This is a genomic window from Haloferax gibbonsii ATCC 33959, from assembly GCF_000336775.1.
In the GTDB taxonomy this organism is placed as follows: domain Archaea; phylum Halobacteriota; class Halobacteria; order Halobacteriales; family Haloferacaceae; genus Haloferax; species Haloferax gibbonsii.
This window is the reverse complement of record NZ_AOLJ01000011.1, coordinates 733,268-758,888: the sequence shown is the minus strand read 5'-3', so window position 1 is coordinate 758,888 and position 25,621 is coordinate 733,268. Positions and strand designations below refer to the sequence as shown.

Here is a 25,621-nt window from a genome sequence, read left to right as displayed (position 1 = left end):
CGCGACTCCCCGAACCCCGTTCCCCACCCGCCCTCCGTTTTCACCACATTCTCCCTTCCTCCTCACCGCCCCGAGCGGCCGCGCCGTCCCTCGGTTCCCACAATGTTGGAAACAGCTCGCAATACTATCCCGTCGGCGGCCCACCGTTTAGGTAGGTGAACTCCATGACGAACCGAATCGTAGTCGTTGGCGGTGGCACGGGTGGGACGGTGGTTTCGAACCGTCTCGCCGAGGAACTCGCGTCGGAGATAGACGACGGCGACGTGGAGGTGTCGCTGGTCTCCGACGACACGAAACACGTCTACAAGCCGGTGTTCTTGTACGTCCCGTTCGGAGTCGCGGAACCGGAGGACGGTGTCCGCGACCTGCGGGACCTCGTCGACGAGCGGGTGAACATCGTCACCAACCGCGTCCGCCGGGTCGACACCGACGAAAAGCGCCTCTACTGTCAAGACGGCGACGAGGTGCTCGACTACGACACGCTCGTCCTCGCGACCGGCGCGAAGCTCGACCCCGACGCGGTGCCCGGCTTCCGGGAGGGCGCGCACCACTTCTACAGCGCCGAGGGGGCCGAACGGCTCCGCGACGCCCTCGCCGAGTTCGACGGCGGCCGCCTCGTGTTGAGCGTCGTCGGGACGCCCCACATGTGTCCGGCCGCGCCGCTCGAATTCACGTTCATCGTAGACGACTGGCTCCGAAGCCGGGGACTGCGCGAGGACACCGACCTCGTCTACACGTACCCGATGGCGCGGAGCCACGGGAAGCCCGAGGTCGCCGAGTGGGCCGACCCCATTCTGGCCGAGCGGGGCGTCCGCGTCGAGACCGACTTCGTCGTCGACGCCGTCGACCCGGACGAACGGGTCGTCTCGGCGAAGAACGGCGCGGAGGTGGACTACGACCTGCTCGTCGGTATCCCGCCGCACCGCGGCGATGAGCTAATCATCGACTCCGGCCTCGGCGACGCCGGCTGGGTCGACGTCGACCAGCGGACTCTCCGCGCGACCGCCGCCGAGGACGTGTACGCCATCGGCGACACGGCGGCGCTCCCCATCCCGAAAGCCGGGAGTGCGGCGCACTTCCAGGCGTTCACGGTCGCGGAGCGAATCGCCGCGGAAGTCCGGGGGCGCACCCCGACGAAGCGGTACGACGGCAAGACCGTCTGCTTCGTCGAGACCGGCCTCGACGAGGCGTCGTTCGTCTCGTTCGACTACGAGACGCCCGCGACGATGCGCCAGCCGTCGAAGCCCATCCACTGGGCGAAACACGCGTACAACGAATCGTACTGGCTGACCGCCAGAGGGATGCTCTGAGGTGAGACCAATGCAGGACCACGAATCAACCACAGCGACCGAACAGACGGTGCCCGACGAACTCGTGCGGGCCATCGAGAACAACCCCGAGGAGGTCGCCCTCCTCGTCGAGCGACTCGGCCTCGTCAACGACCTCATCGACGTGCTCGAACTCGGCGTCGGCGCGCTCGACGACGAGATGGTGCGCTCGCTCGCGCGGACCGGGACCTCACTCGCCGAGGTCGCCGACGACGCCTCCGACCCCGACACCGTCGCGGGGATGAAGCGCCTGCTTCGCGCCGTCGGCGACGCGGAGGAGGCGGAGGCGACGCCCGTGGGAGCGGTCGGCCTCCTGCGGGCCACCCGCGACCCCGAGGTCAAAGCGGGGCTCGGCTACCTCGTCGCGCTGGCGGCGGCGCTCGGCGCGGGGACGGAAGAAGAATAGCCTGACTCGCGCTCGGTTCGGGGAGTCGCCGATTCGCCGCCGAGGGGAGGCGGCTCAGTCGTCGTCGCCTTCGGTCTTCGTCTGCTCGATTTCTATCTCGCCGTCGTGAATCTTCGCGCCGTCCTGTGCGACCTGTCGCGCGAGGACGGCGCACTTGATGCGCATCGGCGAGATGTCGACGCCGAGCATCTCGGTGATGTCGTCGGTGTCCATCTCCGCCAGCTCCGAGAGCGTCGTGCCCGGCAGTCGCTGGGTGAGCATACTCGCGGACGCCTGACTGATGGCGCAGCCATCGCCGGAGAACGCGACGCGCTCTATGGTCTCGCCGTCGTCGGCGAGCTGCACGTCCATCGTAATCGTATCGCCGCAGGAGGGGTTCTCCCCGGTGTGGGTGAACGTCGGCGACTCCAGCCGGCCGTGGTTCCGGGGGTTCTTGTAGTGGTCCATTATCTGCTGACGATACATGTCTGAGCCAATGCCCATTGGTGTTCGTCGGGGCTACGCCCGAGCGCCGTAAAAGGATTCCGGGGCCGGCGAATCGGCCGAATTCGTCGCTTACGTCGGACCCGCCGCCGACGCGTCCGCGGCCGCCTCCGCGTCGTACTTCGTCCACTTCTTTTCGACGTCGCGGTTCGCCACGACGACGGTGTCGCCCTCGTCGTTCTCGAAGCGCGTCTTGCGGAGTTCGATGGAGCTGACCGTCCCCGTCACCGGGTCCGACTTCACCCGGTCGCCGGGGTTGAAATCGGGGTCTCGAAGCAGGTAGACGCCCGCCACCGTGTCGGCTATCATGTTCGACAGCGCGTAGGAGACGCCCAGCGCGATGAAGCCGGTCGCGGTGCCGAGGCTCGCCGCGATTTCCGTCATCCCGACGATGTTCAACAGCGCGAGCGCCGCGCCGAACCAGAGGAACACGCCCGCGACGGCGACCCCGAGTTCGACCACGAGGTCCTGCTCTTCGGGGTACAGCCCGTCGAGCACGCCCCGGACGACGAACAGTATCGCCTTGATGCCGACGTAGGCGAGCGCGAGGAAGACGACCGCGGTGAGCACCTTCGGCGCGGCGTCCTGCACCGCGGTCCCGAACTCCGCGACGGTTTCGCGGAGCGTCTCGACGAGGAAGCCGGTCAGCGATTGGAGCATACGCTCCGACGACGTGTCAGCGGGACAAATGTATTGGGGCGGTCGCGCCCCGACACCACGAAAAACCGGGTACTCAGGCGAACAGTTCGCGAGCGGTGTCGATGGCGTCGACCAGTTTGTCGACTTCCTCGCGCGTGTCGTGAGACCACCTTTTGCGCTGCGCTCGTTTCACTCGCTCGGCAAAAGCTGGACCAAAAACGCTCCTCGCTCGGTTCGGCACCCCGTGCCTCCCCTCGCTCGTCGGTCCGCTCAGTACGTTCGCGGAACGGGTCTGCGTTAGGCGAACAGTTCGCGAGCGGTGTCGATGGCGTCGACCAGTTTGTCGACTTCCTCGCGCGTGTTGTAGATGTAGAACGACGCCCGCGTCGAGGCCGCCACCCCGAGCTTGTCGTGCAGCGGCTGGGTACAGTGGTCGCCGGCGCGGATGGCGACGCCCTGCTCGTTGAGGATGCTCGAGAGGTCGTGGGCGTGGACGCTGTCGAGGTTGAACGCGACGAGGCCGCCGCGGTCGTCGCCCGGCGGGCCGTACATCTCGATGTCGTCGAACTCTCCGAGGCGGTCGTAGGCGTACTCCGCGAGCAGTTCCTCGTGGGCCTGGACGTTCTCCATGCCGATGTCGTCGAGATAGTCGACGGCCGCGGCGAAGCCGACGCCCTGCGCGATGGGCGGCGTGCCCGCCTCGAACTTCCACGGGAGGTCCTCCCACGTGGAGTCCTCGTAGGTGACGCTCCGAATCATCTCGCCGCCGTAGAGATACGGCTGCATCTCCTCGAGGATGTCGCGCTTGCCGTAGAGCGCGCCGATGCCCGTCGGGCCGCACATCTTGTGACCCGAGAAGGCGAAGAAGTCGGCGTCGATGTCCTCCACGTCGACCGGGCGGGTCGGGACCGACTGCGCGCCGTCGACGAAGGCGTACGCCCCGACTTCGTGGGCCATGTCGGCGAGTTCGGAGACCGGGTTGACGGTCCCGAGGGTGTTCGAGACGTGGACGACCGAGACCATCTTCGTGGAGTCGTCGATGAGTTCCTTCGCGTGCTCCATGTCGAGGCGGCCGTCGTCGTCGACGCGGATGTAGCGAACTTCGGCACCGGTCTTCTTGGCAATCTGTTGCCACGTGACCAGCGAGGCGTGGTGTTCCATCTCGGTCATGACGACCGAGTCGCCCGGTCCGAGTTCGTCGAGGCCCCACGCGTAGGCGACGAGGTTCATCGACTCGGTGGTGTTCTTCGTGAAGACGACCTCCTCGCGGCCGCCGGACGCGCCGATGAACTCCGCGACGCGGTCGTGGGCGTTCTCGTAGGCGACGGAGGCCTCCTGGCTCAGGTGGTGGATGCCGCGGTGGACGTTCGAGTTGTAGCCGTGGTAGTAGTCGACGATGGCGTCGACGACCTGCTCCGGCGTGTGGCTCGTCGCGGCGTTGTCGAGGTAGACGAGCGGCGTGTCGTCGTCGTCGTGCTCACCCGGCGTCGAGATGTCGCCGCCGACCTTCCGCTGGAGGATGGGGAAATCCGCTCGGATGGCGTCGACGTCGACGGGGTACGACTCCTGCACTCTCATTGAGTGTGAGTTGCCCCCGTAGGCACAACACGTCTTCGGTCCGCACGCGGCTCTGCAACCGATTTCGGTTTCGTCAGCCGGCAACTGTGGCCGGTGGCGGTGACGCAATCGCGATGCGGTGGCGACGTGTCGCTCACTCACCCAAACGAATCAAGTAGCTCACGCCCGTCCGTTCACCAATGTCAAACGTCACCTCGTCCTCGCTCGCGTTTTCGAGCCTCGACGCGCTCCCGACGCAGCTCGCGATTCTGGACGAGGACGGCGTCATCCTCTACACCAACCGCGCGTGGCGGGAGTTCGGAACCGAACACGACTATCAGGGCGACAGCAGTTCGGTCGGCACGAACTACCTCGGGGTCTGCGACCTCAGCACCACCGACGACGCGACGACGGCCAGCCAGGGCATCCGCGCCGTCATCGACGGCGAGAGAGACGAGTTCTCCTTCGAATATCCCTGCGAAACGCCCGACGAGCGCCTCTGGTTCACGATGCGAGCGACCCGATTCGTCGACGACGGCGACACCTACGTCCAGATTGCGCACCTCGACATCACCGACCGAAAGCGCGCGGAACTGGAGGCCGAAGAGAAGGCCGAACGCCTCCAGAACCTCGCCCGGATGCTCTCGCACGACCTCAGAAACCCGCTTTCGGTCGCGGCGGGCTACGTCGAATCGCTCCTCGACGAAGCGGTCGCCGCCGACCGACTCGAACCGGTCGCGGGCGCGCTCGACCGGATGGACGACATCATCACCGACGCGCTGGTGTTGGCCCGCCACGACGCGGTCGAGGAACTGTCGACCGTCGACCTCGAAACGCGCGCGTCGGCCGCGTGGGAGCACGTCGAGACCGGCTCGGCCGAACTCGTCGTCGCCGACTCGTTCGAGTTCCGGGCGGACCCGAACCTGCTGGGACACGTGTTCGAGAACCTGTTTCGGAACGGGGTCGAGCACGGCGGGACCGACCATCTGACCGTGACGGTCGGCGTCCTCGATGGCGATAGCGACGGCGACGCTACGGGCTTCTACGTCGAGGACGACGGCGTCGGCATCCCCGCGGAGACGCGCGACGAGGTGTTCGAGGCGGGTTACTCCACGGGCGAGGAGGGGACCGGCCTCGGCCTGTCCATCGTCGCGCAGGCGGCTCACGCGCACGGCTGGGACATCGGCGTCACCGAGGCCGACCGCGGCGGCGCTCGTTTCGAGATTACGGGTGTCGAGCGGCCGGCGTAGCGTTGTAGCGGCCGGAGGCCGGAAAACTAGTTTTCGACGGCGGCTCAGCGGAGCCAGAGCAGTTGCGCGTGGAGCGTGCCGCCGACTTCGAGGACGGTCTCCTCGTCCACGAGGCCGGCGTCGATGGCGACCGAGACGGACTCCTCGCCGACGATGTTGGCGACGGTCGCGCGGGTGAGGCTGTCCACGACGGCGTCTTCGTCGGCGGTCTCGGCCTCGTCGCCGCCGTAGAAGTCCTCCGTCACGTCGAGCGAGACGCCGTCGTCGGTGTAGGTCTCGCCGATGCAGTCGGGGTCGCAGACCGAGACGAGGAGCCCCTCGGGGGTCTCCCGCTCGCGGAGGAGCATCCTAGTACTCCTCGACGAGCTCCGCTTCGGCCTGCTCGCGGAGGTCGTCGGCCTGCTGCTGAGCCTGTTCTGCTTCCTCGTCGCGGCCGAGCTCTTCGAGCGCGCGCGCCTTCTCCTCGTGGACGCCCGGAGTGCGCATCCCGAGGCGGATGGCGTTGTCGAAGGCGTTGACGGCGTCCTCGTTGAGGCCGCGCTCGTGGAGGAAGAAGCCGCGGTTGTACCACGCCTGCGGGAAGCGCGGGTCGAGTTCGACGGCGCGCTCCGCGTGGTCGAGCGCGTCGGCCGTCTGGCCGGCCTCCCAGAGCGCGTACGCGAGGTTGGTGTGAGCCGTCGCGGCGTGCTCGCTGTCGTCGTCGAGTTTGAGCGCCTCTCGGTAGGAGCCGATTGCCTCGTCCCACTCTTCGAGTTGGCCGTGCGCCGCGCCCTTGTTGACCCACGCCTCCTGGGCGATGTTGTCGTCGTCGCCGGCGAACCGGGCGACGCGCTCGAACGCCTCCGTGGCCTCCTCGAAGCGGTTTATCTGCATGTACGAGAGCGCCACGTCGAGCAGTTTCTCGATGTCGACGTCCTCGGGGTCGATGTTCCGCTGGTCGAGGATGTCGGTCAGGACGCGCGAGTCGACCGGGTCGACCTTCGTCGGGTCCACCGAGAGTTCGGGCGGGTCGAGCGAGAAGTCGGAGTAGTCCTCGTCGAACCCCTGCCCTTCCGAGAAGCGGTGGGGTCGCTTGCCGTCGTCGGTCATATAGCCGCGCTTGGGCGTCACGGCGGTTAAACGCTGCGTCAGCGGGACGACACCGACCGCTTTTTAGCCTCCCGCGGGCGAGCGTCTCCGAATGTCCGCGCCCCCGACGACGGTCGTGTCGTTCGTCCGGCACGCCCACGCACCGTACGTCCCCGACGCCGAGCGCACCCGCGGCCTCTCGCGTCGCGGCCGCCGCGACGCCGCCCGCGTCACGGCCCGCCTCGCCGACCTCGCGGACGTGGTCGCGACCAGCCCGTACGAGCGCGCCCGCGCCACGGTCGAGGGCGTCGCCGACGCGGCGGACGCCCCGCTCATCGTCGACGAGGACCTCAGAGAGCGCGAACTCGCGGGGTCGCACGTCGACGACTTCGAACAGGCGGTCGAACACCTCTGGGCGAACCCGAACGCGTCGCACCCCGGCGGCGAGTCCCACGCCGAGGCGCAGGCGCGGGGCGTCGCCGCCGTGGACCGACTCGTCGAGGCCTACCCCGACCGCCACGTCGTCGTCGGCACCCACGGGACGCTCATGGCGCTCGTGTTCAACGCCTACGACCCGCGCTACGGGCGCGAGTTCTGGTCGGGCCTGACGATGCCCGACGTGTACGAGGTGACGTTCGTCGACGGCGAGGCGTTCAGCATCGCCCGGACGTGGACGCCCGAGGAGGACGACCGCGCGGGCGACGCCGACCGCGACCCGGCGGAACGTTAACGTCCGACTCGGGTCAACTATCTGCCATGCGTTGTTTTCTCGCGGTCGACCTCCCGGACTCGCTCGCGGCGGGCGTCGCCGCGGTGCAGGACCGGCTTTCGGACGCGGACGGGCTTCGGTTCACCGACCCCGCGGGGGCGCACGTCACCCTGAAGTTCCTCGGAGAGCTGCCGCCGGACCGCGTCGACGAGGTGGGAGACGCGGTCGAATCGGCCGTCGACGCCGCCGGGGTCGCCCCCTTCGACGCCTCGGTCGGTGGACTCGGCGTCTTTCCCTCGCTGGACTACATTCGGGTCGTCTGGGTCGGCGTCGACGACGGCGCGGCCGAGCTGACGCGACTGCACGAGGCTATCGAGCGCGAGACGACGGCAATCGGCTTCGACCCCGAAGGCCACGACTTCACGCCGCACGTCACGCTCGCCCGCATGGACGACGCCCGCGGGAAGGACCTCGTCCGGCGCGTCGTCGAGGACGAGTCGCCGACGGTCGGAACGTTTCGGGTGCGCGAGGTGCGACTGAAGAAGAGCGAACGCGGCCCCGACGGTCCCGAGTACGAGACGGTGACGCGGTTCTCGCTGTGAGGCGCGTCAGTCGTCGGTCGACCGCCGCCCGCGACGGCGGTCCACGATACGCCGGAGTTCGCCCCGAATCACCTCGCGTTTGAACAGCAGGAAGCCGGCGAAGATGAGCGCGAAGCCGGCGACGGTGGCGCGCGTCGGCACGCGCCCGAGGACGGTCCAGTCGGCGAGGGCGGCGAAAATCGGGATGACGTATTCGAGGAGGCTCACCTCGATTGGGCCGACCCGGTCGAGGAGCCAGAAGTACAGCAGGAAGCCGCCCGCGCCGGCGACGACCGCGAGGTAGCCGGTGGCGACGAGCGTCGTCTGGGTCCACGCCGCGTCGGCGGCGGACTCCCACGGGAGGGCGACGCTCGTGACGTGCAGCGTGACCGCGCCGACGAGCATCATCCACGCCTGCACGGAGAGCAGCGACATCTCCGTCTCGCTGTCGTGGGTCAGCACCGCGCCGAGGGCGAAGGCGACGGCCGACCCGAACACGAGCGCCGCGCCGACGAGATTCGACGACAGCAGGTTCTCCGGGTCCGGGTTGGCGATGACGACGAGTCCCAGAAAGCCGAGGACGAGCCCGACGATTCGGTGCGCCGAGAGCCGCTCGCGGGCGGCCGTCAGGCGGGTGAGCGTCGGCGTCGCGAGCGGGATGATGCCGAGGAGGACCGACGCGACCGACCCGGGGACGTACACCTGCCCCGAAAACAGGAGGGCGTGGTGCGCGCCGATGCTGAACGCGCCGCCGGCGAGAATCGGCCGCCACTCGTCGCGGGCGGCGGGGAGGACCCGGTCGCCGCGGGCGATGGCGACGGCGAACAACAGGAGCGCGGCCACGTCGAAGCGGACCGCGCCGAGGAACGCCGGCGGGACCGTCCGGAGGGCGATGTCGGTGGCGAGGAAGGCGCTCCCCCAGACGGCGGAGAGCGCGAGGAAGGCGACGGCGGTTCTGGCCCGACTCATTCGATTCGGATTTCGCGCCGCCGGTACTGAATGAGTCGGTTCGGTCGCCCGCCCGCGTCGTCGCCCCGGGAGAACGCCGGGTTATCGCCGATTCGGGCGTGCGGACGCCCCTCACACGCCTGAAACGCGAAGGAACAAGATTTTATGCGGAGGATGGAAAGTGTAGCCCACTATGGGTAAGAAGTCGAAGTCTAAGAAGAAGCGTCTGGCGAAGCTCGAACGCCAGAACAGTCGCGTCCCCGCGTGGGTCATGCTCAAGACGGACATGGAAGTCACGCGAAACCCCAAGCGTCGCAACTGGCGGCGAAGCAACACGGACGAGTAAGCAATGAGCGCAAACGACTTCGAGGAGCGCGTCGTCACCGTCCCGCTCCGAGACGTGAAGGCGGTCCCGGCACACGAACGCGCGGGCCGCTCGATGACGCTCATCCGCGAGCACCTCGCGAAGCACTTCAAGGTCGACGCCGAGAACGTGCGTCTCGACACGCAGATCAACGAGGACATCTGGGCGCACGGTCGGCAGAGCCCGCCGAGCAAGTTCCGCGTCCGCGCCGCGCGTTTCGACGAGGACGGCGAGTCAGTCGTCGAAGCCGAACCGGCCGAGTAAACGGTGCTTCGCGCCTCCTTCGCCGGTTCGTCCTACATCGGCGTCTTCGCTCGCGCGACCGACGACGCGCTGTTGGTCCGCCCGGACGCCGACGACTCGCTCGCCGAGCAGATGGCCGAAGAACTCGACGTGCCGCTGGTCAAGACGACCGTCGGCGGGTCGGGCACGGTCGGTGCGTTAGCGACGGGTAACGAGAACGGACTTCTCGTGTCGAGCCGCGCGACGTCCCGCGAGAAGGAGGCCCTCACCGACGCCGTGGACCTCCCGGTCTACGAGCTTCCCGGTCGTATCAACGCCGCCGGCAACGTCGTTCTCGCGAACGACTACGGCGCGTACGTCCACGCGGACCTCTCCGACGAGGCCGTCTCGGCTGTCGAGGAGGCCCTCGAGGTCCCCGTCGAACGCGGCGACCTCGCGGACGTTCGAACCGTCGGCATGGCGGCCGTCGCCAACAACCGCGGCGTCCTCTGCCACCCGAAGTCGCGCGAACCCGAACTCGAAGCGCTCGAAGCGCTCCTCGACGTTCGCGCCGACATCGGGACGATAAACTACGGTGGACCGCTCGTCGGCTCCGGTCTCGTCGCCAACGAGGAAGGATACATCGTCGGCGAGGACACGACCGGCCCCGAACTGGGTCGCATCGAAGACGCCCTCGACTACATCGACTGAGGGCCTCGCGTCCCCCCGTTTCTCGCTTCAGTTTCGCTCCGAGTAGGAAGACCTTTCCCGCTCGCCACCCGACCGACGTGCATGAGCCAGTTCATTATCGCGGGCAGCTTCACGAGCCGTGGCGTCGTCCACGAGTTCACGAAGACTGTGGAAGCACCGAACGAGAACGTCGCACAGGAACGCGCCTTTTCGCTCATCGGGAGCGAGCACGGAATCAAGCGTACGAAGGTCGAACTCAACGAGGTGTCCGCGGCATGATGGGTGGCGGTCAGCAGCAACTTCAGCAGCTCTCCCAGGAACTGCAGGCCCTCGACGAGGAAATCGAATCCCTCGAAGGCGAGGTCTCGGACCTGAACGACGAGAAGGACGAGATCGACGAGGCCGTCGAGGCCATCGAGACGCTCGAGACGGGTTCGACGGTGCAGGTCCCCCTCGGCGGCGACGCGTATCTCCGCGCCGAAGTCCAGGACATCGACGAAATCGTCGTCTCCCTCGGCGCGAGCTACGCCGCCGAACAGGAACAGGGCACGGCCATCGAGACCCTGCGACGCAAGCAGGACGCGCTCGACGAGGAAATCGCGAGCATCCGCGGCCAGATCGAGGAGCTCGAAGAGGAGAGCGACGAGATCGAAGAGCAGGCGATGCAGGCCCAACAGCAGATGCAGCAACAGCAGATGCAGCAGATGCAGCAGATGCAGGGCGAGGGCGGCGACGGCGACGACGAGTAAGGTAACCCCCACCTCCTACTATTCAGATGTTCGACGGACTGAAGAAGAAACTCAACCGCTTCCGTAACGACGTTGAAGAGACCGCCGAAGAGAAGGCCGAAGCGGCGGCCGACGAGGCCGAGACCGAGGCCGACGCGGAAGCGGAATCAGCACCAGCAGACGCGGCGGTCGAACCCGAGGCGTCCGAACCCGCTGACACCGACTCCGTCGGCGACGCGGACGTCGATTCCGAAGCCGACGCGGTCGACGACGCCCCCGCGGACGCCGAGTCGGTGACCGACGCGGACTCCGCGCCCGAACAGGCCGCGGCGACCGCGGAGGGAGAACCCGAGCCCGAACCGGCGACGGCGGCGGCCGACGAGCAGATGGTCGACGAACCTGCGGCCGACGTGGACGAACCCGCGCCCGACGAGGCCGAGCCGCGCGAGTCGCTCGCCTCCGACGCCGCGAAAGCCGCGCTGGCGGAGGAAGACGAAGACGGGTCGTCCGGTCCGGGTCGGCTCCGCCGCGCCGCCGCGTTCGCCACGGGGAAGGTCGTCATCGAGGAAGAAGACCTCGAAGACCCCCTCTGGGAACTCGAGATGGCGCTCCTCCAGAGCGACGTCGAGATGCAGGTCGCAGAGGAGATTCTCGAAACTATCCGCGAGAAGCTCATCGGCGAGACGCGAAAGCAGGTCCAGAGCACGGGGCAACTCGTCTCCGAGGCGCTCCACGACGCGCTCTACGAGGTCATCAGCGTCGGGCAGTTCGACTTCGACCAGCGCATCGCCGAGGCGGACAAGCCGGTCACGCTCATCTTCACCGGCATCAACGGCGTCGGGAAGACGACGACCATCGCCAAACTCGCCCGCTACTTCGAAAAGCAGGGCTACTCGACGGTGCTCGCTAACGGCGACACCTACCGCGCCGGCGCGAACGAGCAAATCCGCGAGCACGCGGAGGCGCTCGGCAAGAAGCTCATCGCCCACGAGCAGGGCGGCGACCCGGCGGCGGTCATCTACGACGGCGTCGAGTACGCCGAGGCTCACGACATCGACATCGTCCTCGGCGACACGGCGGGTCGGCTCCACACCTCGAACGACCTGATGGCGCAGTTGGAGAAGATAGACCGCGTCGTCGGCCCCGACCTCACCCTCTTCGTGGACGAGGCCGTCGCCGGGCAGGACGCGGTCGAACGCGCCCGGCAGTTCAACGACGCGGCCGCCATCGACGGCGCGATTCTGACGAAGGCCGACGCCGACTCCAACGGCGGCGCGGCCATCTCCATCGCGTACGTGACGGGCAAGCCCATCCTGTTCCTCGGTGTGGGACAGGGCTACGACCACATCGAGAAGTTCGACCCCGAACGGATGGTCGAGCGCCTGCTCGGCGAAGACGAGTAATCGGTCCGTCGTTCTTTTCCGTCACTCCAGTACGAGGACGACCCCGAGCAGCAGCATCGTCCCCGCGCCGACGTAGTTCAGCGCGCTCGCGACCCGCGTCTCCGCGAGCCTCGACCCGAGTCGGTTCGCGCCGAGCGCGACGACCGAGAGGTACAGCGCCGTGAGGACGGCGTAGGTCGCGCCCAGACTCGCCATCCGTATCCCGGTTCCCGCGCCGCGTCCGGCGAAGCCGGGGAGGAACGCGAGGAAGAACAGCGCGACTTTCGGATTGAGCGCGTTGACGAGGACGCCCCGCCGAAAGCTCGCCCCGGCGTCGGTCTCGACCGAGGGATCGAACTCGTCGTTCCGGAGGGCGGTGACGCCGAGGTACACGAGGTACGCCGCGCCGACGTACTTGAGCGCCGCGGCGGCCTCGGGGACGGTTCGAAAGAGCGCCGCCGCGCCGACCGTCGCGAGGAGCGTGTGAAAGAGGACGCCCGTGGCGATGCCGAACGCCGACCGGACGCCCGGCCCGCGCCCGTCGAGGCCGCGAGCGAGGACGTACATCGTGTCGGGTCCGGGCGCGAGGATGAGCGCGACCGCCGCGCCGCAGAAGGCGAGATAGGTCGCGGCGTCGAGGCCGAACGCGAGCGTCGTCATCGCCCGGGCCTACGGTTCGTCGCGGGAAGTAGCTCAGGGGTTCGCGTCGGGGTTCGACGGCGAGTCCGGTCCGGGGCCCGATTCCGGACTCGGAAGCACCTGATTGCGGAGCGTTGGCGTTTCGCCTTCCGACGCCGACGCCAGTCGCTCGACGTTCTCGGCGAGGATGTCGGCGACCCGCGTCCAGTAGTGCGGCGTGTGGCCGGAGACGTGCGGGGTGATGTAGACGTTCTCGAAGCTCCAAAGCGGGTGGTCTTCGGGCAACGGCTCCGGGTCGGTCACGTCGAGGGCGGCGGCGCGGAGCCGGTTGCTTCGGAGGTGCGAGACGAGGGCGTCGGTGTCGACGATACCGCCGCGCGCGACGTTGACGAGGACGGCGTGTTCGGGGAGCGCGCTCAGCGCCCGTCGGTCGATGAGGTCGCGCGTCTCGTCGGTCAGCGGGCACGCGACCACGAGGAAGTCGGTGCGGACGAGCGCCGATTCGAGGTCGTCGAACCCGAGTACCTCGTCGGCCGGGCCGCCCTTCTCCGGCGTGTAGCGGACGCCGACGGTCTCGACGCCGAACGCGTCGAGTCGCTCGACGACCGCCTGTCCGATGGCACCGAGGCCGACCACGGTGGCCGTCGAGCCGCGCAACTCGCCGTGCGACTGGAAATGCCGCCACTCACGGCGTCGCTGGCGGCGGAGCCCCTCGTCGAGTCGGCGGGTAATCATGAGCAGGGAGCCGAGGACGTGTTCGGCGATGTTGGGGCCGTGGACGCCGGAGGCGTTGGTGACGAGGACGCCGCGCTCGCGGAGTGTCTCCAGCGGGAGGTGGTCGTAGCCGGCGGCCGCGCCGGCGAACAGTCGGAGTTCGTCGGCGGCGGCGAGCACGTCGTCGGGGAGCGACGTGCTGGTGATAACGGTCGCGTCGCGCGCGGCGTCGAGCGTCTCCGCGGTCGTCTTCGGATGGCGGACGGTCGCGTCGGGCAGGCGCTCGCGGAGGGCCGCGGCGTACTCCGACGCCGGGATTCCGTGCGTGGGGCGGTCGAGGACGAGAATCGTGGTCATCGAGTGCGTTGTCGGTGCCTCGCGCGAAAGGTCTTCGGCCCGCTCGCGCTCAACGCGACGGATAAAGCCTTTACCGACGCGACGGCGTAGGAAGGGACAATGGTACTCGACAATCTCGGGAGTTCCCTCCGCGGCAGTCTCGATAAACTGCGAGGGAAGTCCCGCCTCGACGAGGACGACGTTCAGGAGATCGTCAAGGAGATACAGCGCTCCTTGCTCTCCGCCGACGTCGACGTCAGCCTCGTCATGGACCTCTCGGACTCTATCAAGACCCGCGCGCTGGAAGAAGAGCCGCCGGGCGGCACGAGCGCGCGCGACCACGTCCTGAAAATCGTCTACGAGGAGCTCGTCGGCCTCATCGGCGAATCGACGGAGATTCCGCTCGAATCGCAGACCATCATGCTCGCCGGTCTCCAGGGGTCGGGGAAGACGACCACCTCAGCCAAGATGGCGTGGTGGTTCTCGAAGAAGGGGCTTCGCCCCGCGGTCATCCAGACCGACACCTTCCGCCCCGGCGCGTACGACCAGGCCAAGCAGATGTGCGAGCGCGCCGAGGTCGACTTCTACGGCGACCCCGACTGCGACGACCCGGTCCAAATCGCCCGCGACGGTCTCGAAGCGACCGAGGACGCCGACGTGCACATCGTCGACACGGCCGGTCGCCACGCGCTCGAAGACGACCTCATCGCCGAAATCGAGGAGATTGAGGGCGTCGTTCAGCCCGACCTGAACCTGCTCGTCCTCGACGCGGCAATCGGGCAGGGCGCGAAAGAACAGGCCCAGCAGTTCGACGAGTCCATCGGCATCGGTGGCGTCGTCATCACCAAACTCGACGGGACGGCGAAGGGCGGCGGCGCGCTGACCGCCGTCAACGAGACCGACTCGTCTATCGCCTTCCTCGGCATGGGCGAGACGGTTCAGGACATCGAGCGCTTCGAGCCGAACGGCTTCATCTCCCGCCTGCTCGGCATGGGCGACCTGAAACAGCTCTCCGAGCGCGTCGAACGCGCCATGTCCGAGACCCAGGCCGAAGACGAGGACTGGGACCCCGAGGAGATGATGAAGGGGAACTTCACCCTCAAGGACATGCAAAAGCAGATGGAGGCGATGAACAAGATGGGGCCGCTCGACCAGGTGCTCGACATGATTCCGGGCTTCGGCGGCGGCATCAAAGACCAGCTACCGGACGACGCGATGGACGTGACGAAAGACCGGATGCGCGCGTTCGAGGTCGTCATGGACTCGATGACCGAAGAGGAACTGGAGAACCCGCGTAAGGTCGGTGCCTCCCGCGTCAAGCGCATCGCGCAGGGGTCGGGACAGGACGAGGAGACGATTCAGGAGCTCCTCGAACAGCACCGCATGATGGAACAGACCATCAAGCAGTTCCAGAACATGGGCGACGGCGACATGCAGCGCATGATGAAGAAGCTCCAGAATCAGGACGGCGGCGGCGGCATGGGCGGCCTCGGCGGCATGGGTCCGTTCTAACTTCGCAGTTCCCGTTCTGTTTCTCGTTTTCTGCGCTTCTACTTCCACGACGCCACAGCCCGCAGTTTTCGCGGCTCGCCGGGATACCGCCGACTTTTAACGCTCGGGGCCGTCGCACCCCACAATGACCGTGCGAGACGTGGCGGTCGAGGCCTACAAGGAAGCCTTGCCCGCGCTCGCGGCCAGCCTCGTCGGCGGCCTCATCGCCGGTGTCGTCCTCGGCGGGATGCGGGCCGAACTCCGGGCCGTGCCGGGGCTTCTCGTGCTCGTCCCCGCGCTCTTGGCGACCCGCGGGAACGTCTACGGCTCGCTCGGCGCTCGCATCGCCACCGCGCTCCACCAGGGGCTCATCGAACCCCGCGTCACCGGCGGCGACGAGCGCCTCCGGGCGGCCGCGACGGCCGCGCTCGCCAACGGCGTGCTCACGAGCACGTTCGCCGCCGTCGTGGCGTACTTCCTCCTCACGTTTCTCGGCAGTCGGGTCGCGCCCCTCCCGATTCTCGTCGGCGTCGCCATCGTCGCCGGGTTGCTCTCCGGCATCGTCCTGACCGTCGTCGTCGTCAGCGTCGTCTTCGCGGGTTATCGCCGCGGGCGCAACCCCGACACCATCGTCGGCCCGGTCGTGACGACCACCGGCGACGTGTTCGGCATCCTCTTTTTGCTCATCGCCGTCAGAACCGTCCTCGCCGTCGCGGGGGTGTTCTGAGTGCCGACGGAGTGGACCGTTCGCGCCATCACGCGGGCGATGCTCCCGGTGCTCCTCGTGCTCACGCTCGTCGAACTCGGCAGCGGTCTCGTCCTCGGGAGCTTCGAGGCGCAGCTACTCCGATACCCGTCGCTTCTCGTGCTCGTCCCCGTCACCATCGGGACCGCGGGCAACCTCGGGAGCGTTCTCGCGGCGCGACTCTCCACGTCGTTCCACCTCGGGACGCTCTCGTTTTCGCCCCGCGACGACGAACTCGCGGGGAACGCCGTCGCCACGCTCGCCCTCGCGGTGACGGTCTTCCCCGTCATCGGCGCGGGCGCGTGGGTCGCCACGTTCCTCGTCTCCGGCGACACGTCGCTGGCCCTGCGGACGGTCGTCATCGTCGCCCTGTCGAGCGGGATTTCGCTCGCGGTCCTCGCGGTTCTGGTGACGTTCTCGGCGACCTACGTCGCCTACCGGTTCGGCCTCGACCCCGACGACGTGGTCATCCCCGTCGTCACCAACGTCTGCGACGTGCTGGGCGTCGTCGTCCTGTTCGGGGTGGCGCAGGTGCTCGTCTGACCCCGACGCTCGAACCGCCTCCCGCCGACCGACGCCGATTAGTTCGCTCGGAACCGACCCTCGCTCGTGCAGTCGTCGGCCGTCCTCCCGGTGCTGTTCGAGGTGCTCCCGCGAGTCGCGCGCATCGCCGCCTACATCGCCGTGGGCGTCTTCGCCGCGAACCTCGTCGTCGCCTTCGGCCTCGTCGAGCGCATCGCCGGGCTCTCGCGGTATCTGACGAGCCCCGCGAACCTCCCGGACGAGGTCGGGACGGCCATCGTCACCACCGCCGCCTCGACGACGGCGGGCTACGGCATGCTCGCGGAGTTCCGCGAGTCGGGCGTCCTCGACGACCGGGCGACCCTCGTCGCCGTCACCATCAACACGTTCTTCGGCTTCGTCCAGCACATCTTCACCTTCTACTGGCCGGTGCTCATCCCCATCCTCGGCCGCGAGGTCGGCTTCATGTACGTCGGCGCGCGGGCGGCCATCGCGCTCGCCATCACCGCGACCGGCGTCGTCGCCGGCGCGGTGCTCCTCTCGGACCGTAACACGACTCCGGTCGCCGTCGCCGAGACCGATGGCTCGGGCGGCGCGGTCGACGCGGTTGACGCGGCGGCCACTTCGGACGGCGAGACGACCGACTCAGTCGACGCGGACGCCGCAGACGCGGACGCCACCGACGACTCCCTCCGAGAGATGCTCGAAGACGCCGCTCGGAGCACGTGGAAGAAACTGCGGCGCATCGTCCCGCGACTCGCGGTCGTCTACGTGGCCGTCACGCTCCTCCTGCGGACGACCGACCTCGAATCGTTCGCGGCGCTCGCCAGCCCGCTGACGAACCTCGTCGGCCTGCCGGGCGCGGCGGTTCCCGTCGTCGTCGCCTTCGCGTTCGACACGACGACGGGCGCGGCGACCATCGCGCCGGCCATCGGCGAGACGTTCACGCCGAAGCAGGCCGTGGCGACGATGCTCATCGGCGGCATCATCTCCTTCGCCGTCTCGACGTTCAAGCGGTCGATTCCCTTCCAGTACGGCATCTGGGGCCCCGAGTTCGGGTCGAAGGTCATCGCCGTCAACACGGGGCTGAAAATCGTCTTCATCGCCGTCGCGGTGGCGCTGCTGGTCGCCTGAGCGGCCGAGAAGACGTCGTCTGCGACTCAGCGGTCGTTCGGGTCGACCGGTCGCCCGTCTTCGGTCGGCGGCGCGATGTAGTCGATGACCTCGTCGACGGAGGGGTCGCGGACGGTCACGTGGACCTCGATGTCGCCGAGTTCGTCGGGGTTGCCGACGGAGAAGTTGACGACGCCCTTGAACGCGGCCTGCTTTTTCAGCGCGAACGAAAAGCCGTCGTCGTCGCGGCGCTTCGCGAACTCGCGGCGGGCGGTGTCGAGGATGGCCTGCTCGTGGAGGCGCTCCGAGAAGCGCTCCAGTTCGTGGGTCTCTCCGACGAGCGTTCCGGGTTCGTGTTCGAGTTCGACGCCGGGGAAGATGTTCTCGACGGCGTCGCCGACGCGGTCGGTGACCTCGGTGTCGCGGACGGGCACCTCGATGCGAACGTCGACGCTGTAAATCATGCTCACGCGTCGGCCTCCGCGACCGCCTCGGGCCCCTCTTCGAACAGTTTCGCGATGGTCTCGCGGTATTCCGCCAGCGTGCCGGTGTTCTGAATGACCACGTCGGCGCGGTCCATCGCGTCGCCCATGCCGAAGTCGAGTTCGCGGCGCTCGCGCTGTTTCAGCGCCTCCACGTCGGTGTCGCTGTCGTCGCGGTCGCGGTCGAGCAGGCGCGCGGCGCGCGTCTCGAACGGCGCTTCGACGCTCACGAGGACGAACTCGTCGCCGAACGCCTCCCGGAAGCGGTCGAGTTCGACGCCCGACCGGAGCCCGTCGACGAGCACCGCGTCGTTCGATTCGAGGTGCTCTTCGACCATCGGCAGGGACCGCGCGGCGATGGCGTCGTCGCCCTCTTCCTCGCGGAGCGCGGTCGCTATCTTCCCGTGGTCCGTCGCGGGGTCGAGCCCGCGGCGGCGACACTCCTCGCGGATGACGTCGCCCATCGTCACCACGGGCACGCCCGCTTCGCGGGCCACCTCGGCGAGTTCGCCCTTGCCGCTTCCCGGCAGGCCGACCGTCCCGATGACTCTCATAGCCGGTGTTACCGCGTTGGCGCTGTTAAAGCCTCCCTTCACGTCGCTCCGGGTGGCGGGTTTCGCCGCTCTCTCGTCGCCGGCCCGGCGGACTCCGCCACCCCGTCGCTTTTCGCCTCGGCCCGCGTACTACGCGTATGTCTCAGCGCTCGTTCGTCGTCCGCGCCATCTGGTTCGTCTTCGTCGGCTGGTGGGCGACGCCCGCCGTCGTCAACGTCGCGTGGTTCCTGAACGCGACCGTCATCGGTATCCCGCTCGGCGTCGCGCTCATCAACCTCGTGCCGACGGTGCTGTCGTTGAAAGAGCCGAAAACCCGACTCGACCCCGACTCGGGCCGCGGCCAGCGGTCGGTCGTCGTTCGAGCCGTCTACTTCGTCTTCGTCGGCTGGTGGCTGAGTTGGGTCTGGGCGAACGTGGCGGTGCTGTTCACGCTCACCATCATCGGCCTCCCGGTCGGCATCTGGATGCTCAACCGGCTCCCTGCGGTCACGTCGCTGTACCGGTTCGACGGGTAGGTCGGGACGGGTAGAACCCGATTCGTTTTTCTTGCAGGGCCGGTTTGTGGGCATCGAGGGCGCGTAGCTCAGTCGGACAGAGCGTCGGACTTCTAATCCGATGGTCGCGGGTTCGAATCCCGTCGCGCTCNGGTTTGTGGGCATCGAGGGCGCGTAGCTCAGTCGGACAGAGCGTCGGACTTCTAATCCGATGGTCGCGGGTTCGAATCCCGTCGCGCTCGCTCGTCGCCTTCGGCTCCTCGCTCGCGCGACGGACATCGCAAACGCTTCGCGTTTGCTCAATCCCGTCGCGCTCTTTTCGTTGGTCGTCGCGCTCTTTTGATGTCTGCTCCGTCGCGCTCTTTTGATGTCTGCTCCGTCGCGCTCTGTTGCTGTGACTNAATCCCGTCGCGCTCTTTTCGTTGGTCGTCGCGCTCTTTTGATGTCTGCTCCGTCGCGCTCTTTTGATGTCTGCTCCGTCGCGCTCTGTTGCTGTGACTGTCCGCCGAGCGACAGCGTCGGCGGGTTCGCCCTCAACAGCACTGAACTACCTCTGCCCCGACGACTATCGGCGCACGCTCGGATACGTGTGGGCCAATTTAGTTATAAATCCAACATTTTCTTGGTCGGGAGGTACGATACACTTCCCATGGACGTTCTCGGCATCGTCGCCGCGGCGGTCGTCTTCGGCGTCGCCGCCTACAATTTCGCGACGAGCCTCGGCGGCCGATTCGCGAGACCCCTGTTCGGTAGTCTGGGACTCGTCGCCGCGACGCTCTACGTCATCGACAGATTCGGCATCGCGGCGTCGCTCGGACTGGACGTCTCCCGCGGCCTCCAACTCGTCGCGGCCCTGCTCGTGGTGTCGGCGCTAGTCGATTTCCTCGCTCGTCGCGCGGGTGCAGACGCTTCCGAATCGTCGTGAACGCCGGGATTCGCCGTTATTCTCAATACGTGACGGCGAGTTGTCTCTTGTATGGTTTTCGCGTCCGACTCCCCGTTCGGAGGTCGGTTCGAACAGACGATAGACGACGCGGTCGTCTACGGCGACGCCGAGATGGAGTCCGTGCTGCACGAGGGGCCGGTTCGCGTGCTCGTCAACGGCTGGGTCGAGGTCCCGGGCGGCCGGTATCTCTCTCCGCACGCGGTCCACCACATCGACGCGCGAGTGTCCGAGTGACGCCGCCGCCGTCTCTCAGACGAGCGCCAGTTCCCGCCCGCACTCGGGACACTCGTCGTCGACGATAGTCACCGGCGCGTCGCAGTCCGGACAGAACTCGCGGTAACACGCCCTGTCTCCCATACGTACCGCTACCACGGGAACGGTGGTGAACGTTGGGGCGAACCGGAGGAACGAGCGTCGGCCCGACGGTCACTCGTCGTCGACGTCTTTTCCCGGGCCGGCGAAGTTCGCGCCGAGTTCGGTACCGTAGCGCCGGGCGTAGACGCCGGGGACCGCGAGGAGGTCGTCCGGCGCGCCAGACTCCACGACGACGCCGCCGTCGGCGACGTGGACGCGGTCGGCGTCGCGGACGGCGGCCGCGCTGTCTGTCGCCACGACGAGCGGGGCGTCGGCCCGCCGCATCGCGGCGAGGGTAGCGCGGAGGTTCGACGGGGAGGCACTACGGGGCGCGCGGACTACGAGGCCGACACCGGGCAGGAGCGTCGTCGCGAGCGCCGTCGCCTCGGAGATGCGGGGCGCGACGACGGCCAGAAACGGCGGTCGACTCGCGGGCGTGGTCGCGTCCGAGGCGGCGGCGTCCGCCGAGGGCTCGGGAGGGGACATACATCCTGACAGATGCTGCCACGGGAGATAAGTATAGAGACGAACACCGACGGTTCACGAACCGTACCGGACGTTTTATAGAGATTTGTCAACTTCCGCAACGGATCAGTTGCCGATACACCGACCGTTTCGTGGTGTCGGATGACGATGCGATGCGGGCGCTCGATTAACGGCGTCCCAACCGACGCGCGAGCGAACAAAGCAGACGCTAACGGGCGTGAATCCGCAAAAAACGGGATGAATTCGGCCGACGATTCGAGTCGATGCGAGGTCAGGGGGTGGGTGTGTGGTGGCCTACTGGGGCGCTCACATTGCGCCGCCCATGCCGCCCATGCCGCCCATGCCACCCATGCCGCCGCCCATACCGCCGGGCGCGCCGCCCTCGTCGTCGTCGCCGCCCGTCTGGCCACCGGAGAGGTCGCCAGCGGCGATGACGTCGTCGATGCGGAGAATCATGACGGCGGCTTCGGTCGCGGACTCGATAGCCTGGGTCTTGACGCGGAGGGGCTCCACGACGCCCTCTTCTTCCATGTCGATGACCTCGCCCGTGTAGGCGTCGAGGCCGGCTGCGAACTCGCCGCCGTCGTGGCGCGAGCGCAGGTCGACGAGGGAGTCGATGGGGTCGAGACCGGCGTTCTCGGCGAGGGTGCGCGGGATGATGTCCAGCGCCTCGGCGAACGCCTCGACGGCGAGCTGCTCGCGGCCGCCGACGGAGTCGGCGAACTCGCGGAGCTGCAGGGAGAGCTCCGTCTCGGGAGCGCCGCCGCCGGGGAGGACCTTGCCGTCTTCGAGCGTCGTGCGGACGACGCCGAGGGAGTCCTCGATGGCGCGCTCGAGCTCGTCGACGACGTGTTCCGTGCCGCCGCGGAGGATGAGCGTGACGGACTTCGCGTCCTCGACGTCCTCGACGAAGATGCGCTCGTCGCCGCCGACGTCCTTCTGTCCGACGGAGCCGGCGAAGCCGAGGTCGTCGGCCTCGATGTCGTCGAGGCTGCTGACGACGCGGCCGCCCGTCGCGCGGGCGAGACGCTTGAGGTCGGAGGACTTCGTGCGGCGGACCGCGAGGATGCCCTCCTTCGCGAGGTAGTGCTGCGCCATGTCGTCGATGCCGTCACCGACGAAGACGGCGTCGGCGCCGACCTCGACGAGCTGGTCGACCATCTCTTTCAGCTGCTTTTCTTCCTGGTCGAGGAACTGCTGAAGCTGGTCGGGGTCAGTGACGTTGACTTCCGCGTCGATTTCGGTCTCGCGGACTTCCAGCGCGTCGTCGAGGATGGCGATGTTCGCGTCCTCGACGGCGTAGGGCATGTTCTCGTCGACGCGCTCCTTGTCGACGATGACGCCCTCGACGAGTTCGGAGTTGTCGATGGTGCCGCCGACGACCTTCTCGATGGAGACGTTGTTCGTGTCGATGCCGTCGTCGTCCTTGACGGCCAGCACGGCGTCGACGACGAGTTCGGAGAGCAGGTCCTTCGCGGACTCCGCGCCCTTACCGGTCATCGCCGTCGCGGCGATCTTCGTGAGGGTCTCGCGGTCGTCCTCGGTGACCTCGATGGCGTTGTCCTCGAGGACTTCCTTGGCCTTCTCGGCGGCCTGGCGGTAACCCTGCGCGATGGTCGTCGCGTGGACGTCCGATTCGAGGAGTTCCTCGGCCTGGTCGAGGAGTTCGCCGGCGATGATGACGGCCGTCGTCGTGCCGTCTCCGACCTCGTCCTCCTGGGTCTCGGAGACTTCGACGATCATGTTGGCCGCGGGGTGGTCGATGTCCATCTCCTTGAGGATGGTGACGCCGTCGTTCGTGACGACGACCTGCCCGCCGGAGTCGACGAGCATCTTGTCCATCCCTTTGGGGCCGAGCGTGGTGCGTACGGCCTCTGCGACGGCCTTCCCGGCCGTGATGTTCATCGACTGCGCATCCTGACCGGATGTGCGCTGCGAGTCTTCGCCCAGAATGATCATGGGCTGACCCTGCTGCATTCGCTGGCTCATAGTCATCGCCTGATTGTTTGTGATTCTATAAAAAAGCTTCGTTTATTGGTATGCCAAAACGCAACACGGTGGGGTGGTCGAGACCCGGTGACGGCGGTCGATTACGCGGGTTTATCCGTGGTTCTCGGCGGGCGGTCTCGCCACTCTCGGAGCGAGTGCGGTGAAAAGACGATGCGGGCGAGTGCCGTGTCGGCGGTGGACTCGTCGGCGGTGGCGTCTCAGTTGTTCTGCCGGACGTTGAAGCCCTGGGTCAGGTCGTTGTGCTTCCGTTCGAGGAAGGAGTACACCGCGCCGTGGGGCGCGCCGTCGAGAATCATCTCGACGGCCCGGCGGACGACTTCGACCTCCTCGGGTTGGCCGATGATGCCGAGCGTCGAGCCGTAGATGACCACGTCCGCGCCGGTCAGCTCTTCCATGAGTTCGCGGGTGCGGCCGTTCTCGCCGATGAGGCGGCCCTTCTGCCGCCGCATGTCGTTTTTGTTTCGGGTGTGCCGGTCTATCTCGATGAGTTCGAACATCATCATGTCGTCGTCGAGGAGCGCCATCGCGTCCTCCGGGGCGAAGCCGCGGCCGACCGCTCGAACCACGTCGGGGGCGACCATGCCGAGTACGGGGTCGCCGACGCTGTCGATGGCGACGCTGCCGTTCTCCGAGTCAACGTCGAGTCGGACTTCCGCGCGACTCTCTATCTCTCGGAGCGTCGAGCCACCTTCGCCGATGAGAACACCGATACGGTCCTGCGGCACCTTGACGTGCTGCATATCTCCCGATACCCGTCGGAGTGGTTTAAGCGTTCGCTCGGCGGGTCGCCGCGTGTGTGGGTCTCACACCCGCCTCGTGGCGGGTCTACGTTTCTACTCGTCTTCGCTCTCGTCGGCCGTGACGAACTCGAACAGCGAGTCGCCGTCGGCGTCGGCACCCTGTCGGCGGAAGAAGTTGGCCACGTTGCGGCAGTCCCGCCGGAGGAACTCCTCGGCGTTGGGGTGGTGGACCGTGACGGCCTGCCCGAGGTCGATGACGACGAGTTCGCCCTCGTGGATGATGAGGTTGTACTCCGAGAGGTCGCCGTGGACGAGGCCGGCGCGGTGGAGTCGGCGCATGTACTCGCGGACGACCTCGTAGGCGGTCTGGGGGTTCTCGACGCGAACCTCCGAGAGCCGCCGCGCCCGGTCGTCGACGACGCCGACGAGTTCCATGACGAGGACGTTCCGCTGGACCGCGATGGGCTTCGGCACCCGGACGCCGGCGCGCTGGGCGCGTTCGAGGTTGGCGAACTCCTTTCTGACCCACGCGCGGACGACCTGCCCCTTGTCGTGGCCGATGTTCTCGAAGCGCGGGTCGCCTTCGAGGTAGTCGCGCATGTGCCGGAAGTCGGAGGCGTTGATGCGGTATATCTTGACCGCCACGTCCGAGTCGTCGCCGCCGAGCGCCTCGAAGACGTTGGCCTCCTTCCCGGTCGAAATCGGCCCGCCGAACGCGTCGATGTACCCGTCTTGGACGAGTTTGTAGATGGCGGCGAAGGTCGCGTCGTCGAACACCGACTGCTCGACTTTGAACTGGTCGGCGTCCTTCAACCGCATCCGGAACTCGTCGAAGTCGCGGTCCTTGCGGCGCGCGATGCGGTCCGCCTCGTCGTCGGAGACGTCTATCTCCTCCCACTCGTCGCCGAACGCCTCGCCCTCCTGGGGTTCGACCATGCCGAACTCGTCAGTCATTGGACTAGGGCTACGAGAGGCGAGATGAAAAGGGCACAGGCTCCGGCTTCGGTGTCGCTCGGCGAACAGTCGGCGCTGTCTCGAACGCGTTACTGGATGTGGCCTTCGCGGCGGAGTTGGTCGGCTTCGGACTTCTCGTAGCGCCAGCTCACGTCGGCCTTCTCGTCCTGCCAGTCCCACGGTTCGACGAGCACCACGTCGTCCTCTCGAATCCAGATTCGCTTCTGCATCCGTCCGGGAATGCGAGCGGTCCGCTCGACGCCGTCGGCACAGCGGACGCGAATACGATTGGCCCCGAGCATGTTCGTCACGACGGCGAACACTTCGTCGTCGTTCGGCATTCGAAGGTCTCGGCGGCTCTCGTTCTCGTCGTCGCTCATGCGCGAGCGTTCGACGTGGGCATGGTTAAATCCGCCGACGTTCGGCCGGTAGGAAGCGTCGGACGGAACGACGCGTTTAGGGCGGTCCCGAAACGCCGTCGTGGTATGCTCGACAAACTCGGCACGAAGGGTATCGCCGGCGTCGTCTCCTTGCTCTTGGGTATCGGTATCGTCGCCTATCAGGCTCCCGTCGTCGCGGCGGGGCTCGCGTTCGTCGTCGCCGGCCTCGGCCTCGTCGCCAGCGGCCTCGCCGAGGGCGTCATGAAGATGTTCGGCATGGCCTGAGAACCGCCGGTACCGCGCCGT

34 protein-coding genes and 2 tRNA genes are annotated in these 25,621 nt (G+C 67.5%); 21 read left to right on the top strand and 15 right to left on the bottom strand.

What is annotated here, in order from left to right:
• The first annotated feature begins 164 nt into the window (after positions 1-164).
• Complete coding sequence (locus C454_RS06815; protein ID WP_004973941.1) at positions 165-1,310, top strand: NAD(P)/FAD-dependent oxidoreductase; 1,146 nt, start codon at positions 165-167, stop codon at positions 1,308-1,310.
• Between the two features lie 10 nt (positions 1,311-1,320).
• Positions 1,321-1,734 (top strand): DUF1641 domain-containing protein, encoded by a 414-nt coding sequence (locus tag C454_RS06810; RefSeq protein ID WP_004973940.1) that lies wholly within the window; start codon positions 1,321-1,323, stop codon positions 1,732-1,734.
• Between the two features lie 54 nt (positions 1,735-1,788).
• On the opposite strand, the gene sufU is transcribed toward C454_RS06810, so the two are convergent.
• The 3 genes from sufU to sufS form a co-directional block, all read right to left on the bottom strand.
• The gene (sufU, locus tag C454_RS06805; RefSeq protein WP_004973939.1) at positions 1,789-2,217 is read right to left on the bottom strand and encodes a Fe-S cluster assembly sulfur transfer protein SufU; all 429 of its coding nucleotides are present in this window, start codon (positions 2,215-2,217) and stop codon (positions 1,789-1,791) included.
• 72 nt (positions 2,218-2,289) lie between these two features.
• Positions 2,290-2,877 carry a mechanosensitive ion channel domain-containing protein gene (locus C454_RS06800; protein ID WP_004973938.1) on the bottom strand — a complete coding sequence of 196 codons (588 nt, stop codon included), beginning with the start codon at positions 2,875-2,877 and terminating at the stop codon, positions 2,290-2,292.
• A 276-nt stretch (positions 2,878-3,153) separates the two neighbouring features.
• A complete protein-coding gene (gene sufS, locus C454_RS06795; protein WP_004973937.1) occupies positions 3,154-4,428 on the bottom strand; it encodes a bifunctional cysteine desulfurase/selenocysteine lyase SufS in 1,275 nt (424 codons plus the stop codon).
• A gap of 185 nt (positions 4,429-4,613) precedes the next feature.
• On the opposite strand from sufS, the gene C454_RS06790 reads away from it, so the two are divergent.
• Positions 4,614-5,663, top strand: coding sequence for a PAS domain-containing sensor histidine kinase (locus C454_RS06790; protein ID WP_004973936.1), 1,050 nt, complete (start codon positions 4,614-4,616; stop codon positions 5,661-5,663).
• A gap of 44 nt (positions 5,664-5,707) precedes the next feature.
• On the opposite strand, the gene C454_RS06785 is transcribed toward C454_RS06790, so the two are convergent.
• Together C454_RS06785 and C454_RS06780 are read right to left on the bottom strand one after the other, a co-directional pair.
• Positions 5,708-6,010 carry a DUF424 domain-containing protein gene (locus tag C454_RS06785; protein ID WP_004968868.1) on the bottom strand — a complete coding sequence of 101 codons (303 nt, stop codon included), beginning with the start codon at positions 6,008-6,010 and terminating at the stop codon, positions 5,708-5,710.
• A gap of 1 nt (position 6,011) precedes the next feature.
• On the bottom strand, positions 6,012-6,752 hold the full coding sequence (locus C454_RS06780; RefSeq protein WP_004973935.1) for a tetratricopeptide repeat protein: 741 nt from the start codon (positions 6,750-6,752) through the stop codon (positions 6,012-6,014).
• A gap of 91 nt (positions 6,753-6,843) precedes the next feature.
• On the opposite strand from C454_RS06780, the gene C454_RS06775 reads away from it, so the two are divergent.
• Both C454_RS06775 and thpR read left to right on the top strand, forming a co-directional pair.
• Entirely contained in the window at positions 6,844-7,461 is a 618-nt protein-coding gene (locus C454_RS06775) for a histidine phosphatase family protein (protein WP_004973934.1), read from the top strand.
• Positions 7,462-7,487: 26 nt separating this feature from the next.
• A complete protein-coding gene (thpR, locus tag C454_RS06770) occupies positions 7,488-8,042 on the top strand; it encodes an RNA 2',3'-cyclic phosphodiesterase (RefSeq protein ID WP_004973933.1) in 555 nt (184 codons plus the stop codon).
• 6 nt (positions 8,043-8,048) lie between these two features.
• On the opposite strand, the gene C454_RS06765 is transcribed toward thpR, so the two are convergent.
• Positions 8,049-8,990 (bottom strand): DMT family transporter, encoded by a 942-nt coding sequence (locus C454_RS06765; protein WP_004973932.1) that lies wholly within the window; start codon positions 8,988-8,990, stop codon positions 8,049-8,051.
• A 172-nt stretch (positions 8,991-9,162) separates the two neighbouring features.
• Here C454_RS06765 and C454_RS06760 point away from each other — a divergent pair, with 172 nt between their 5' ends.
• The 6 genes from C454_RS06760 to ftsY all read left to right on the top strand — a co-directional run bounded on the left by C454_RS06760 (position 9,163) and on the right by ftsY (position 12,376).
• Positions 9,163-9,315 carry a 50S ribosomal protein L39e gene (locus C454_RS06760; RefSeq protein ID WP_004045214.1) on the top strand — a complete coding sequence of 51 codons (153 nt, stop codon included), beginning with the start codon at positions 9,163-9,165 and terminating at the stop codon, positions 9,313-9,315.
• 3 nt (positions 9,316-9,318) lie between these two features.
• Positions 9,319-9,597: a 50S ribosomal protein L31e gene (locus tag C454_RS06755; RefSeq protein ID WP_004973931.1), complete on the top strand. Its 279-nt coding sequence runs from the start codon at positions 9,319-9,321 to the stop codon at positions 9,595-9,597.
• 3 nt (positions 9,598-9,600) lie between these two features.
• Entirely contained in the window at positions 9,601-10,266 is a 666-nt protein-coding gene (locus tag C454_RS06750; protein WP_004973930.1) for a translation initiation factor IF-6, read from the top strand.
• Positions 10,267-10,347: 81 nt separating this feature from the next.
• The gene (rpl18a, locus tag C454_RS06745) at positions 10,348-10,524 is read left to right on the top strand and encodes a 50S ribosomal protein L18Ae (RefSeq protein ID WP_004973929.1); all 177 of its coding nucleotides are present in this window, start codon (positions 10,348-10,350) and stop codon (positions 10,522-10,524) included.
• Positions 10,524-10,994 carry a prefoldin subunit alpha gene (gene pfdA, locus C454_RS06740; RefSeq protein WP_008091152.1) on the top strand — a complete coding sequence of 157 codons (471 nt, stop codon included), beginning with the start codon at positions 10,524-10,526 and terminating at the stop codon, positions 10,992-10,994. The genes rpl18a and pfdA overlap by 1 nt, the downstream gene beginning before the upstream one ends.
• 26 nt (positions 10,995-11,020) lie before the next feature.
• Complete coding sequence (gene ftsY, locus C454_RS06735; RefSeq protein WP_004973926.1) at positions 11,021-12,376, top strand: signal recognition particle-docking protein FtsY; 1,356 nt, start codon at positions 11,021-11,023, stop codon at positions 12,374-12,376.
• 21 nt (positions 12,377-12,397) lie between these two features.
• Here ftsY and C454_RS06730 read toward each other — a convergent pair whose 3' ends face one another.
• Together C454_RS06730 and C454_RS06725 are read right to left on the bottom strand one after the other, a co-directional pair.
• Positions 12,398-13,015, bottom strand: coding sequence for a LysE family translocator (locus C454_RS06730; protein WP_004973925.1), 618 nt, complete (start codon positions 13,013-13,015; stop codon positions 12,398-12,400).
• A gap of 33 nt (positions 13,016-13,048) precedes the next feature.
• Positions 13,049-14,065: a D-2-hydroxyacid dehydrogenase gene (locus C454_RS06725; protein WP_004973924.1), complete on the bottom strand. Its 1,017-nt coding sequence runs from the start codon at positions 14,063-14,065 to the stop codon at positions 13,049-13,051.
• Between the two features lie 99 nt (positions 14,066-14,164).
• Between C454_RS06725 and C454_RS06720 the strand changes: the two genes are divergently transcribed.
• The 4 genes from C454_RS06720 (at position 14,165) to C454_RS06705 (ending at position 17,936) form a co-directional block, all read left to right on the top strand.
• Entirely contained in the window at positions 14,165-15,556 is a 1,392-nt protein-coding gene (locus C454_RS06720) for a signal recognition particle protein Srp54 (protein ID WP_004973923.1), read from the top strand.
• A gap of 124 nt (positions 15,557-15,680) precedes the next feature.
• Positions 15,681-16,262, top strand: a complete 582-nt coding sequence (locus C454_RS06715) for a magnesium transporter (protein WP_004973922.1) — start codon at positions 15,681-15,683, stop codon at positions 16,260-16,262.
• A complete protein-coding gene (locus tag C454_RS06710) occupies positions 16,263-16,823 on the top strand; it encodes a magnesium transporter (protein ID WP_004973921.1) in 561 nt (186 codons plus the stop codon).
• Between the two features lie 66 nt (positions 16,824-16,889).
• Positions 16,890-17,936, top strand: coding sequence for a hypothetical protein (locus C454_RS06705; protein WP_004973920.1), 1,047 nt, complete (start codon positions 16,890-16,892; stop codon positions 17,934-17,936).
• Positions 17,937-17,962: 26 nt separating this feature from the next.
• Here the strand turns inward: C454_RS06705 and C454_RS06700 are convergent, their stop codons facing one another.
• Positions 17,963-18,379, bottom strand: a complete 417-nt coding sequence (locus C454_RS06700; protein ID WP_004973919.1) for an RNA-binding domain-containing protein — start codon at positions 18,377-18,379, stop codon at positions 17,963-17,965.
• A gap of 2 nt (positions 18,380-18,381) precedes the next feature.
• A complete protein-coding gene (locus C454_RS06695) occupies positions 18,382-18,951 on the bottom strand; it encodes an AAA family ATPase (RefSeq protein WP_004973918.1) in 570 nt (189 codons plus the stop codon).
• Positions 18,952-19,088: 137 nt separating this feature from the next.
• On the opposite strand from C454_RS06695, the gene C454_RS06690 reads away from it, so the two are divergent.
• The 5 genes from C454_RS06690 (at position 19,089) to C454_RS06670 (ending at position 20,625) form a co-directional block, all read left to right on the top strand.
• Positions 19,089-19,466 carry a YccF domain-containing protein gene (locus C454_RS06690; protein WP_004973917.1) on the top strand — a complete coding sequence of 126 codons (378 nt, stop codon included), beginning with the start codon at positions 19,089-19,091 and terminating at the stop codon, positions 19,464-19,466.
• A 57-nt stretch (positions 19,467-19,523) separates the two neighbouring features.
• Positions 19,524-19,596: transfer RNA gene (locus C454_RS06685), tRNA-Arg, on the top strand.
• A 17-nt stretch (positions 19,597-19,613) separates the two neighbouring features.
• Positions 19,614-19,687, top strand: a tRNA-Arg gene (locus tag C454_RS06680).
• 407 nt (positions 19,688-20,094) lie between these two features.
• A complete protein-coding gene (locus tag C454_RS06675) occupies positions 20,095-20,370 on the top strand; it encodes a hypothetical protein (protein ID WP_004973916.1) in 276 nt (91 codons plus the stop codon).
• A 51-nt stretch (positions 20,371-20,421) separates the two neighbouring features.
• On the top strand, positions 20,422-20,625 hold the full coding sequence (locus C454_RS06670; protein WP_004973915.1) for a hypothetical protein: 204 nt from the start codon (positions 20,422-20,424) through the stop codon (positions 20,623-20,625).
• Positions 20,626-20,817: 192 nt separating this feature from the next.
• Here the strand turns inward: C454_RS06670 and C454_RS06665 are convergent, their stop codons facing one another.
• The 5 genes from C454_RS06665 to eif1A form a co-directional block, all read right to left on the bottom strand.
• Positions 20,818-21,231, bottom strand: a complete 414-nt coding sequence (locus C454_RS06665; protein WP_004973914.1) for an ABC transporter ATP-binding protein/permease — start codon at positions 21,229-21,231, stop codon at positions 20,818-20,820.
• A gap of 306 nt (positions 21,232-21,537) precedes the next feature.
• Positions 21,538-23,190: a thermosome subunit alpha gene (gene thsA, locus C454_RS06660; protein WP_004973912.1), complete on the bottom strand. Its 1,653-nt coding sequence runs from the start codon at positions 23,188-23,190 to the stop codon at positions 21,538-21,540.
• Between the two features lie 248 nt (positions 23,191-23,438).
• Positions 23,439-23,981 (bottom strand): KH domain-containing protein, encoded by a 543-nt coding sequence (locus tag C454_RS06655; RefSeq protein WP_004973911.1) that lies wholly within the window; start codon positions 23,979-23,981, stop codon positions 23,439-23,441.
• A 93-nt stretch (positions 23,982-24,074) separates the two neighbouring features.
• Positions 24,075-24,935 carry a serine/threonine-protein kinase Rio1 gene (gene rio1 / locus C454_RS06650; RefSeq protein ID WP_004973909.1) on the bottom strand — a complete coding sequence of 287 codons (861 nt, stop codon included), beginning with the start codon at positions 24,933-24,935 and terminating at the stop codon, positions 24,075-24,077.
• A gap of 89 nt (positions 24,936-25,024) precedes the next feature.
• The gene (gene eif1A, locus C454_RS06645; protein ID WP_004045248.1) at positions 25,025-25,315 is read right to left on the bottom strand and encodes a translation initiation factor eIF-1A; all 291 of its coding nucleotides are present in this window, start codon (positions 25,313-25,315) and stop codon (positions 25,025-25,027) included.
• A 105-nt stretch (positions 25,316-25,420) separates the two neighbouring features.
• On the opposite strand from eif1A, the gene C454_RS06640 reads away from it, so the two are divergent.
• On the top strand, positions 25,421-25,600 hold the full coding sequence (locus C454_RS06640) for a DUF7470 family protein (protein WP_004973908.1): 180 nt from the start codon (positions 25,421-25,423) through the stop codon (positions 25,598-25,600).
• The last annotated feature ends 21 nt before the right edge of the window (positions 25,601-25,621 follow it).

Excerpts from the sequence above, each read along its gene's own strand:
- C454_RS06720 (WP_004973923.1), top strand. The coding sequence starts at position 14,165 with ATGGTACTCGACAATCTCGGGAGTTCCCTCCGCGGCAGTCTCGATAAA.
- eif1A (WP_004045248.1), bottom strand. The coding sequence starts at position 25,315 with ATGAGCGACGACGAGAACGAGAGCCGCCGAGACCTTCGAATGCCGAAC.
- thpR (WP_004973933.1), top strand. The coding sequence starts at position 7,488 with ATGCGTTGTTTTCTCGCGGTCGACCTCCCGGACTCGCTCGCGGCGGGC.
- C454_RS06775 (WP_004973934.1), top strand. The coding sequence starts at position 6,844 with ATGTCCGCGCCCCCGACGACGGTCGTGTCGTTCGTCCGGCACGCCCAC.
- C454_RS06670 (WP_004973915.1), top strand. The coding sequence starts at position 20,422 with ATGGTTTTCGCGTCCGACTCCCCGTTCGGAGGTCGGTTCGAACAGACG.
- C454_RS06785 (WP_004968868.1), bottom strand. The coding sequence starts at position 6,010 with ATGCTCCTCCGCGAGCGGGAGACCCCCGAGGGGCTCCTCGTCTCGGTC.
- C454_RS06730 (WP_004973925.1), bottom strand. The coding sequence starts at position 13,015 with ATGACGACGCTCGCGTTCGGCCTCGACGCCGCGACCTATCTCGCCTTC.
- C454_RS06665 (WP_004973914.1), bottom strand. The coding sequence starts at position 21,231 with ATGTCCCCTCCCGAGCCCTCGGCGGACGCCGCCGCCTCGGACGCGACC.
- C454_RS06695 (WP_004973918.1), bottom strand. The coding sequence starts at position 18,951 with ATGAGAGTCATCGGGACGGTCGGCCTGCCGGGAAGCGGCAAGGGCGAA.
- rio1 (WP_004973909.1), bottom strand. The coding sequence starts at position 24,935 with ATGACTGACGAGTTCGGCATGGTCGAACCCCAGGAGGGCGAGGCGTTC.
- C454_RS06655 (WP_004973911.1), bottom strand. The coding sequence starts at position 23,981 with ATGCAGCACGTCAAGGTGCCGCAGGACCGTATCGGTGTTCTCATCGGC.
- C454_RS06755 (WP_004973931.1), top strand. The coding sequence starts at position 9,319 with ATGAGCGCAAACGACTTCGAGGAGCGCGTCGTCACCGTCCCGCTCCGA.
- C454_RS06765 (WP_004973932.1), bottom strand. The coding sequence starts at position 8,990 with ATGAGTCGGGCCAGAACCGCCGTCGCCTTCCTCGCGCTCTCCGCCGTC.
- C454_RS06715 (WP_004973922.1), top strand. The coding sequence starts at position 15,681 with ATGACCGTGCGAGACGTGGCGGTCGAGGCCTACAAGGAAGCCTTGCCC.
- C454_RS06675 (WP_004973916.1), top strand. The coding sequence starts at position 20,095 with ATGGACGTTCTCGGCATCGTCGCCGCGGCGGTCGTCTTCGGCGTCGCC.
- C454_RS06640 (WP_004973908.1), top strand. The coding sequence starts at position 25,421 with ATGCTCGACAAACTCGGCACGAAGGGTATCGCCGGCGTCGTCTCCTTG.
- ftsY (WP_004973926.1), top strand. The coding sequence starts at position 11,021 with ATGTTCGACGGACTGAAGAAGAAACTCAACCGCTTCCGTAACGACGTT.
- rpl18a (WP_004973929.1), top strand. The coding sequence starts at position 10,348 with ATGAGCCAGTTCATTATCGCGGGCAGCTTCACGAGCCGTGGCGTCGTC.
- C454_RS06800 (WP_004973938.1), bottom strand. The coding sequence starts at position 2,877 with ATGCTCCAATCGCTGACCGGCTTCCTCGTCGAGACGCTCCGCGAAACC.
- C454_RS06790 (WP_004973936.1), top strand. The coding sequence starts at position 4,614 with ATGTCAAACGTCACCTCGTCCTCGCTCGCGTTTTCGAGCCTCGACGCG.
- sufU (WP_004973939.1), bottom strand. The coding sequence starts at position 2,217 with ATGGGCATTGGCTCAGACATGTATCGTCAGCAGATAATGGACCACTAC.
- C454_RS06810 (WP_004973940.1), top strand. The coding sequence starts at position 1,321 with ATGCAGGACCACGAATCAACCACAGCGACCGAACAGACGGTGCCCGAC.
- C454_RS06815 (WP_004973941.1), top strand. The coding sequence starts at position 165 with ATGACGAACCGAATCGTAGTCGTTGGCGGTGGCACGGGTGGGACGGTG.
- C454_RS06760 (WP_004045214.1), top strand. The coding sequence starts at position 9,163 with ATGGGTAAGAAGTCGAAGTCTAAGAAGAAGCGTCTGGCGAAGCTCGAA.
- C454_RS06725 (WP_004973924.1), bottom strand. The coding sequence starts at position 14,065 with ATGACCACGATTCTCGTCCTCGACCGCCCCACGCACGGAATCCCGGCG.
- C454_RS06780 (WP_004973935.1), bottom strand. The coding sequence starts at position 6,752 with ATGACCGACGACGGCAAGCGACCCCACCGCTTCTCGGAAGGGCAGGGG.
- pfdA (WP_008091152.1), top strand. The coding sequence starts at position 10,524 with ATGGGTGGCGGTCAGCAGCAACTTCAGCAGCTCTCCCAGGAACTGCAG.
- thsA (WP_004973912.1), bottom strand. The coding sequence starts at position 23,190 with ATGATCATTCTGGGCGAAGACTCGCAGCGCACATCCGGTCAGGATGCG.
- C454_RS06700 (WP_004973919.1), bottom strand. The coding sequence starts at position 18,379 with ATGATTTACAGCGTCGACGTTCGCATCGAGGTGCCCGTCCGCGACACC.
- C454_RS06690 (WP_004973917.1), top strand. The coding sequence starts at position 19,089 with ATGTCTCAGCGCTCGTTCGTCGTCCGCGCCATCTGGTTCGTCTTCGTC.